General features: G+C 71.0%; 6 protein-coding genes and 2 tRNA genes. 5 read left to right on the top strand and 3 right to left on the bottom strand.

The annotated features are described in order from the left end of the window. A partial coding sequence (locus VJ976_RS08635) for an RpiB/LacA/LacB family sugar-phosphate isomerase (RefSeq protein ID WP_324099710.1) occupies positions 1 to 395 on the top strand: 395 nt, incomplete at its 5' end. A gap of 2 nt (positions 396 to 397) precedes the next feature. Continuing rightward, positions 398 to 2,167: a hypothetical protein gene (locus tag VJ976_RS08630; RefSeq protein WP_324099709.1), complete on the top strand. Its 1,770-nt coding sequence runs from the start codon at positions 398 to 400 to the stop codon at positions 2,165 to 2,167. A gap of 20 nt (positions 2,168 to 2,187) precedes the next feature. On the opposite strand, the gene VJ976_RS08625 is transcribed toward VJ976_RS08630, so the two are convergent. After that, entirely contained in the window at positions 2,188 to 3,567 is a 1,380-nt protein-coding gene (locus VJ976_RS08625) for a vanadium-dependent haloperoxidase (protein ID WP_324099708.1), read from the bottom strand. Between the two features lie 163 nt (positions 3,568 to 3,730). On the opposite strand from VJ976_RS08625, the gene VJ976_RS08620 reads away from it, so the two are divergent. Then, on the top strand, positions 3,731 to 4,411 hold the full coding sequence (locus VJ976_RS08620; protein ID WP_324099707.1) for a hypothetical protein: 681 nt from the start codon (positions 3,731 to 3,733) through the stop codon (positions 4,409 to 4,411). A gap of 64 nt (positions 4,412 to 4,475) precedes the next feature. Here the strand turns inward: VJ976_RS08620 and VJ976_RS08615 are convergent, their stop codons facing one another. Further along, positions 4,476 to 5,159, bottom strand: coding sequence for a helix-turn-helix transcriptional regulator (locus VJ976_RS08615; protein WP_324099706.1), 684 nt, complete (start codon positions 5,157 to 5,159; stop codon positions 4,476 to 4,478). Between the two features lie 201 nt (positions 5,160 to 5,360). Then, positions 5,361 to 5,431: transfer RNA gene (locus VJ976_RS08610), tRNA-Gly, on the bottom strand. A gap of 119 nt (positions 5,432 to 5,550) precedes the next feature. On the opposite strand from VJ976_RS08610, the gene VJ976_RS08605 reads away from it, so the two are divergent. Both VJ976_RS08605 and VJ976_RS08600 read left to right on the top strand, forming a co-directional pair. Continuing rightward, positions 5,551 to 5,624: transfer RNA gene (locus VJ976_RS08605), tRNA-Pro, on the top strand. A gap of 77 nt (positions 5,625 to 5,701) precedes the next feature. Beyond that, the coding region (locus tag VJ976_RS08600) for a trigger factor family protein (RefSeq protein WP_324099711.1) at positions 5,702 to 6,182 on the top strand (481 nt) is incomplete at its 3' end.

The raw sequence follows: 6,182 nt of genomic DNA, 5'->3' as shown, positions 1-6,182 counted from the left end.
AGGGGCACGAGGTCACCGACCACGGCCCGCATGAGTACGACGAGCAGGACAACTACCCGGTGTACGTGCTGCGGGCCGCGGAGGCGGTGGCCGCCGACCCCGACTCGCTCGGAGTCGTGTTGGGAGGCTCCGGCAACGGGGAGCAGATGGCGGCGAACAAGGTCGCCGGAATCCGGGCGGCGCTGTGCTACAACACCGAGCTGGCCGAGCTCGCGCGGCGGCACAACAACGCCCGGGTCATCTCGCTCGGTGCCCGCATGCACAGCAATGACGAGGCGCGCGAGATGGTCGGGATCTTCCTCGACACCGCCTTCTCCGGCGAGGAGCGGCACACCCGGCGCATCGACATGATGACCGCGTACGAGTCCGACGGAACCCTTCCGCCGCTGCCCTGAGCATGACCGCGGACGCAGAGCTGCTGCGGGCCTTCGAGCCCGCGGTGCGGTTCACTCGCGGCGAGTACTTCTTTCCCGTCTCGGCCGCACGGTATGTCGAACATGCCGCGCTGTGGAGTGACGACGCCACCGGCGAGTCCCGGGTGGTGCGGGAGGTGGGAGAGGTGGACCTCGACGTGCTCACCGAGGTCAGCCAGGTCACACAGGGCCTGGCCTCGTCGCTGTCGGGTGTCGACACCGGCGCTCCGCGCACCCGCCCCGCCATCGTCCCGCCGAAGGACCGCCCGCCCGCGCTGCGCGGCTCCAACCGGCTCGCGTCGGTCGGTGTGACGGCCCGCACCATCGACGCCCTCAACCGGCTGTCCCTGCTCTTCCGCGGCAGCGTCCCCGGGGGCAGCGCGGCGCGCTCGCTGCTGCTGCAGCGCGATCACCTCGCTCCGGACCGGCCGACCTACTACGGCCGGGTGGTGCGGGACGGGCACTGGGTGGTGTGCCAGTACTGGTTCTTCTACGCCTTCAACAACTGGCGCTCCGGCTTCGGGGGCGTCAACGAGCACGAGGGAGACTGGGAGCAGGTCACCCTCTACCTGGACGGCTCCGGAGCGGTGGACGCCGAGGGCCTGCCCGAGCCTCGCTGGGTCGTCTTCTCCGCGCACGACGAGACCGGCGACGACCTGCGGCGGCGATGGGACGACCCCGATCTCAGCGTGGTCGAGGGGCGTCATCCGGTGGTCTTCAGCGGGGCGGGGTCCCACTCGGGGGCCTACCTCGCCGGTGACTACCTGATCACCGTGCCGACGCCCACCTTGCCGTCGGCGGTGCGGTGGCTGCGGGCCGGGGCCCGCCTCTTCACCCCGTGGTCGACGACGGCGAAAGGTGGGGGCCTGGCCATCCCGTACGTGGACTACGCGCGAGGTGACGGTCACGCCATCGGACCCGGGGGCAGCCGGGACTGGGAGGTGGTCGTGCTCGACGAGTCGCAGCCGTGGGTCTGGGCCTACCGGGGCCTGTGGGGGCACGACACGCGGGACCGGTTGGGCGGAGAGCGCGGCCCGGCCGGGCCCCGCTACGAGCGAGACGGCAGCGTCCGGGAGTCGTGGGCGGACCCCGTCGGATGGGCCGGCCTGGCCAAGGTGGCCCCCAACCCCACCGTCGAGCACGCCATGATCCAGGCGCACCGGGAGCAGATCGAGTCCCGGCTGCGCGACCTGCAAGAGCGTGCCGCGCACGAGCGGCACTCGCTGGGGATGGCGGGTGCCGGCCTGGCTCCCGGGTCGGCCGAGATCCGCGCTCTCGCCCCCCGCGAGCAGGAGGCTATGGCCCGGCGGATGGAGCAGACCGCGTTGCGCGACGAGCTGCACCAGCTGAGCATCACGGGTGCGACGGCACGGGCGACCTCGGGGCCGCACGACCACCTCGCCCACCGCCGGCTTCCGCTGGCGCCGGTGCCGGGCGTTCGGGGTCGGCTGCTCTCGTGGTGGGCGGTCATCAGCACCCCCCTCATCCTGTGCGTCATCGCCGTGGTCGTCTCGCCGGTGTGGGTCTTCAGTGCCTCCTGGGTGGCCGTGATCGCCACGCTCTCCCTGATCTCCGTCGAGGGCCTGTTGCGCCGCGCGTTCCTGGCCGTGCTGCTGAGGTTGCTGGCGCTGGCCGCCCTAGGGCTGGCTCTGTACTGGAGCGTCGACCAGTGGCGCTACGCGATCTCGGTCCCGTGCCTGGTCGCGGCCGTGGTCGTGCTGGGCGCGAACCTGCGCGAGGCTTGGCGCCGCTGACGGTGCCTGCCTCCGGGGCCCTATCGCGGTCGGGTGGGCAGCTCGCCGACCCGTCGTCCGATGCAGCGGCCCTGGTCGACGCCGAGGTCGATGGCCGGCCGGTAGTGGATCCCGCCGTACAGGCGTGAGATGGCGGCCTCGTCGGCGCACGAGGAGAAGGAGCTGAAGGCGCGGGGGCTCAGCCCCCGGTCGTCGTGGGTGTGGTCGACGAAGGAGGTCTGGTCACCGAACAGGTCGGCCATCACAGTGCAGGCGGCGGCTGACTGGACCGAATGACCCGAGGTGTACTCCGGGAACGGGGGAGTGCCGAGGATCGGCATCCACGTGGTGTCGATGTGGTCGTGGATGAACGTGACCGGGCGGACCAGGTGGTGTCGGTACTTCGTCGCCCAGCAGGCGATGAAGGCGTCGCCGAGGGAGACCCCGACCTTCGCGTAGGCCTCGGCAGCCTCGGCCAGTGACGCGTCACGGTCGGCCAGGACCTGGCTGAGGATGGAGATCGCATGCCCGGGCGGGGTGGACGTCATGGCCGGGTCGTCGGACCAGAACTGGGCGATGGCCTCCTGCTCCGGTGTGCGCCGGTTGACGGCGCGGTACACCTCGAGAGCCTCGGCATAGAACGTCGACTCAGGCGAGGACGAGAACGGTGTCGGCGGCGGTGGTGCGCACGAGCCGCTGGAGGGCAGGACGAACGTGCGGTTGTCTCCCCAGGTGGGCTGCATCGCGGGCTGGTACTCCGGCGGTGTGGGCTCCCACCGTCCGGGCCCTGTCGGCGGTACATAGTCGGACGGGAAGTTCCGCTGATGCCCGAGGTGGCCCCCGTCGGTCGTGGACCACCGGTAGACGGCGTCGGCCACCTGGCTCCCATACTGCGCGGATCGGACGGTGCGAGCCGACGCGGCTGGCATCAACGCCTCCGCGAGCCGGTCGACGGTGCGCTGGTGGTCCGCGTTCGCCCCAGGGAAGAACCGGCGGACGGCCGTCTCGAGCGCAGCGTTGGCCACCGCATCCCAGTCCAGCGCACGCGACGGTGGCCGAGGGAGGTGGTCCAGCCCCGTCAGCTCTCCCTGCAGGCTCTTGAACCCGGGCATGCCGGGCACGATCGCTTCGTAGAGCGAGACGCCGAGGTAGGCGAGGGCGCGCGAGGCCACCGGCGGTGAGTACCCGGGCGTATCGCGCAGGAGCTCCTGACAGGCGTCGAACCACGCCAGCGGCACACGGGCGTCTCGTCGGGTCGCCGGGACGGGTGGGGTGGGGCTCCTGTCGTCTGCGAAGGCCCGACCGGTCCGCGGCAGCATTAGTGCTCCGCCGACGATGGCTGCGCCCCGCACCACCTGTCGCCGCGTGACGTCGTGGGACCTCGTGACGGGCGAGCCGTCACGGACAGGCGATGCTGCCATGGTCCGGCCTCCTTCGCGGGCACTCAGGTCGAGAACGCGGTGCTCCTGGCGCCCCCGGAATGTCGAAAGGCCAGAGGTCTCCACGGTCGCGCATGCTGCGCGACGCCGGCTATCCGACATTCGTCGTATGTCTCGGCGGGGCCGCGCCGTGAACCATGAGGCTATGGATGAGAGCCGCGTGTCGCACCGGACCCAGGACGCCCGGAAGGAGAGCATGATGCCGCCCAAGGACCGCCCGCCACGGAGCAAGGGTCAGGGGAGCCGACGAGCTCTCCTGGGGATGACGCTGGCAACCGGGCTCGCGCTCGGTGCCGCCGTGCCGGCAGCTGCCGGGCCTGCCGAGAGAGCCGACGTCTGGGAGCAGGGCGGGGCAATGGTCCTCGCTGAGGATGGCGCCCGCCTCGTTCGGCAGCCCAACGGCCTCCACGTCTCGCTGCGGATGCCCGCACCCGAGGCTGGGACCTACGTCTACCCGGCCGGCACGACCCCCGGTTCACCCGAGGTGTTCACGCTGTGGATGTTCGTGTTCAACCACCCGGAGAACTGCACGGGCCCCTGCGGGCCCGATGACTCCACCAACCCCGCTGTCGAGTTCGGCGTGTACAACCCGGCCGGGCACGTCAACGCAGGCGGGTGGCTGACGCTGAGCGGACGGGTCGGCGTCGGCGATGAGGCGCAGGCCCCACCCGGGGTGCAGCCCTATCCGCTCGTGAACCCCGACGGCGCAGAGGTGCACCTGGCCGTCACCTCGCACGGCGAGCTCGACCCCGCCACCCTGCCGAACGAGTTCCGCATCCCCACGGGGTCGCCCCTCTGCGGCTGCTGGTGGATCGCGAAGTTCTGACGACAGCATGACCGCGGTCGGGACCGTCCACGCGGCGGTCCCGACCGCGGTGGTGGAGCGGGCTTCACCCGTTGAGCAAGGGGGCTGCCACGGCCAGGGCCTCGGTCCGGCTGTGGACCTCGAGCCGGGCGTAGATGTGCTCCAGATGCGTACGCACGGTGCTCTCGGCGAGGCCGAGGTGCCTGGCGATCTGCCGGTTGGTCTCCCCGCGGGCCACACGACGCAACAGCTGCACCTGGCGGGCGGTGAGCTCGGGGGCGGACCTGCCCCGTGCCCCGACCCGGTCCAGCACGGCGGCCACGTGGGGTTGCAACAACGTGAGCAGCAGTCGGTCACGCTCGCTGAAGCGGGCCTCGCCGTGCAGACGAGCCAGCACGAGCCAGCACGCGACCCCGGTGCGGTCGGCCAGCGGCGCCATCAGCTCATGCCGGAAGCCGATCGTGCGCAGGTAGCCGGCGACCAGGGTGGCGCCGTCGTCCCGCGCACGGAAGGGGTGGACGACGAGGCCTCGGGTATCGATGGGCGCGACGCGCACCGGCGCGGAGGAGATGAACTGGGTCGCTCGCAGGGTGTGGCGATGCCGGTCCAGCTCGATGAACCCGATGCCAGCACAGGCGACGAGCTCGGCCAGGCGACCCAGCACCGCGGTGAGCACCTCGGCATCCGAGGAGCCAGCGCCGGTGGGTGACACCGTGTCGAGCAGCTGCCGCAGTGCGCTCTCTGTCAGGGCGAGCGCGCCCTGTCCCAAGGCAACAGGAGAGTGGTCGGTAGGGCGCCGCAGCGTGCTCCGAGCGCCACTCATCACTGTGCTCGGTGCGCCGTTCACCCGTCTCACCCGCCTCGATGTCTGTCTCGAGACGAGGTCTACATCCGGGGGCTTAGCAGGCCCTTAGCAGGACATGGTGCGCTGGTCGGGCCCAGCAGCCCGACCAGTCGTGAGGCGTCCGGGAGCGGGTGACGAGAATCGAACTCGCGTAGCCAGTTTGGAAGACTGGGGCTCTACCATTGAGCTACACCCGCGAGCGCGGCCTTCATGCTGGCCGCGCCGAGCAGATAGTGTAACGGCCGCCCGGGAATGCACCGGTCCTGCACGACGAGCACCGGAGGGTCGGTCAGCCCAGGTGTGTGCGGATGTGACGCGGGGTATGGCGCAGCTTGGTAGCGCGTCCGCTTTGGGAGCGGAAGGCCGCCGGTTCGAATCCGGCTACCCCGACCGACTAGCATGCCGTGATTGCCGACTTCGCGGCCACGGATGCGCCGCGCAACCCCCAAGCCTTGGAGTGCCCCGCAGTGAAGAGTGCCGTCAAGACCCTGTCCGAGACCCGGGTCAAAGTGACCGTGGAGGTCCCCGCCACCGAGCTGAAGCCCCGGCTGGACGCGGCATACGCCACCATCGGCCAGCAGGTCAACGTGCCCGGGTTCCGCAAGGGGAAGGTGCCGGCGCGCATCATCGACCAGCGCTTCGGCCGCGGCGCCGTGGTGCAGGAGGCCGTCAACGACGCGCTGCCAGAGTTCTACACCCAGGCCATGCGTGAGAACGAGCTCACCCCCCTGGGGCAGCCGGAGGTCAACCTCACCGAGCTGCCCATGAGTGACGGGCAGGACTTCGTGTTCGAGGCCGAGGTGGACATCGTGCCCACCTTCGACCTGCCGGACTTCTCCGGCATCGAGGTCGAGGTCGACCCGGTCGAGGTGAGCGAGGGGGACGTGGCCGAGCGGATGGAGAACCTGCGGGCTCGGTTCGGCACGCTGGTGGGGGTGGACCGCCCGG

The sequence above is a fragment of the Ornithinimicrobium sp. genome (assembly GCF_035267225.1).
Taxonomy (GTDB): Bacteria; Actinomycetota; Actinomycetes; order Actinomycetales; family Dermatophilaceae; genus Ornithinicoccus.
This window is presented reverse-complemented; position numbering and strand designations above follow the sequence as displayed.

What these genes read in the sequence shown, in the direction of transcription:
- VJ976_RS08630 (WP_324099709.1), top strand. Translation starts at nt 398, where the DNA reads ATGACCGCGGACGCAGAGCTGCTGCGGGCCTTCGAGCCCGCGGTGCGG.
- VJ976_RS08625 (WP_324099708.1), bottom strand. Translation starts at nt 3,567, where the DNA reads ATGGCAGCATCGCCTGTCCGTGACGGCTCGCCCGTCACGAGGTCCCAC.
- VJ976_RS08620 (WP_324099707.1), top strand. Translation starts at nt 3,731, where the DNA reads ATGGATGAGAGCCGCGTGTCGCACCGGACCCAGGACGCCCGGAAGGAG.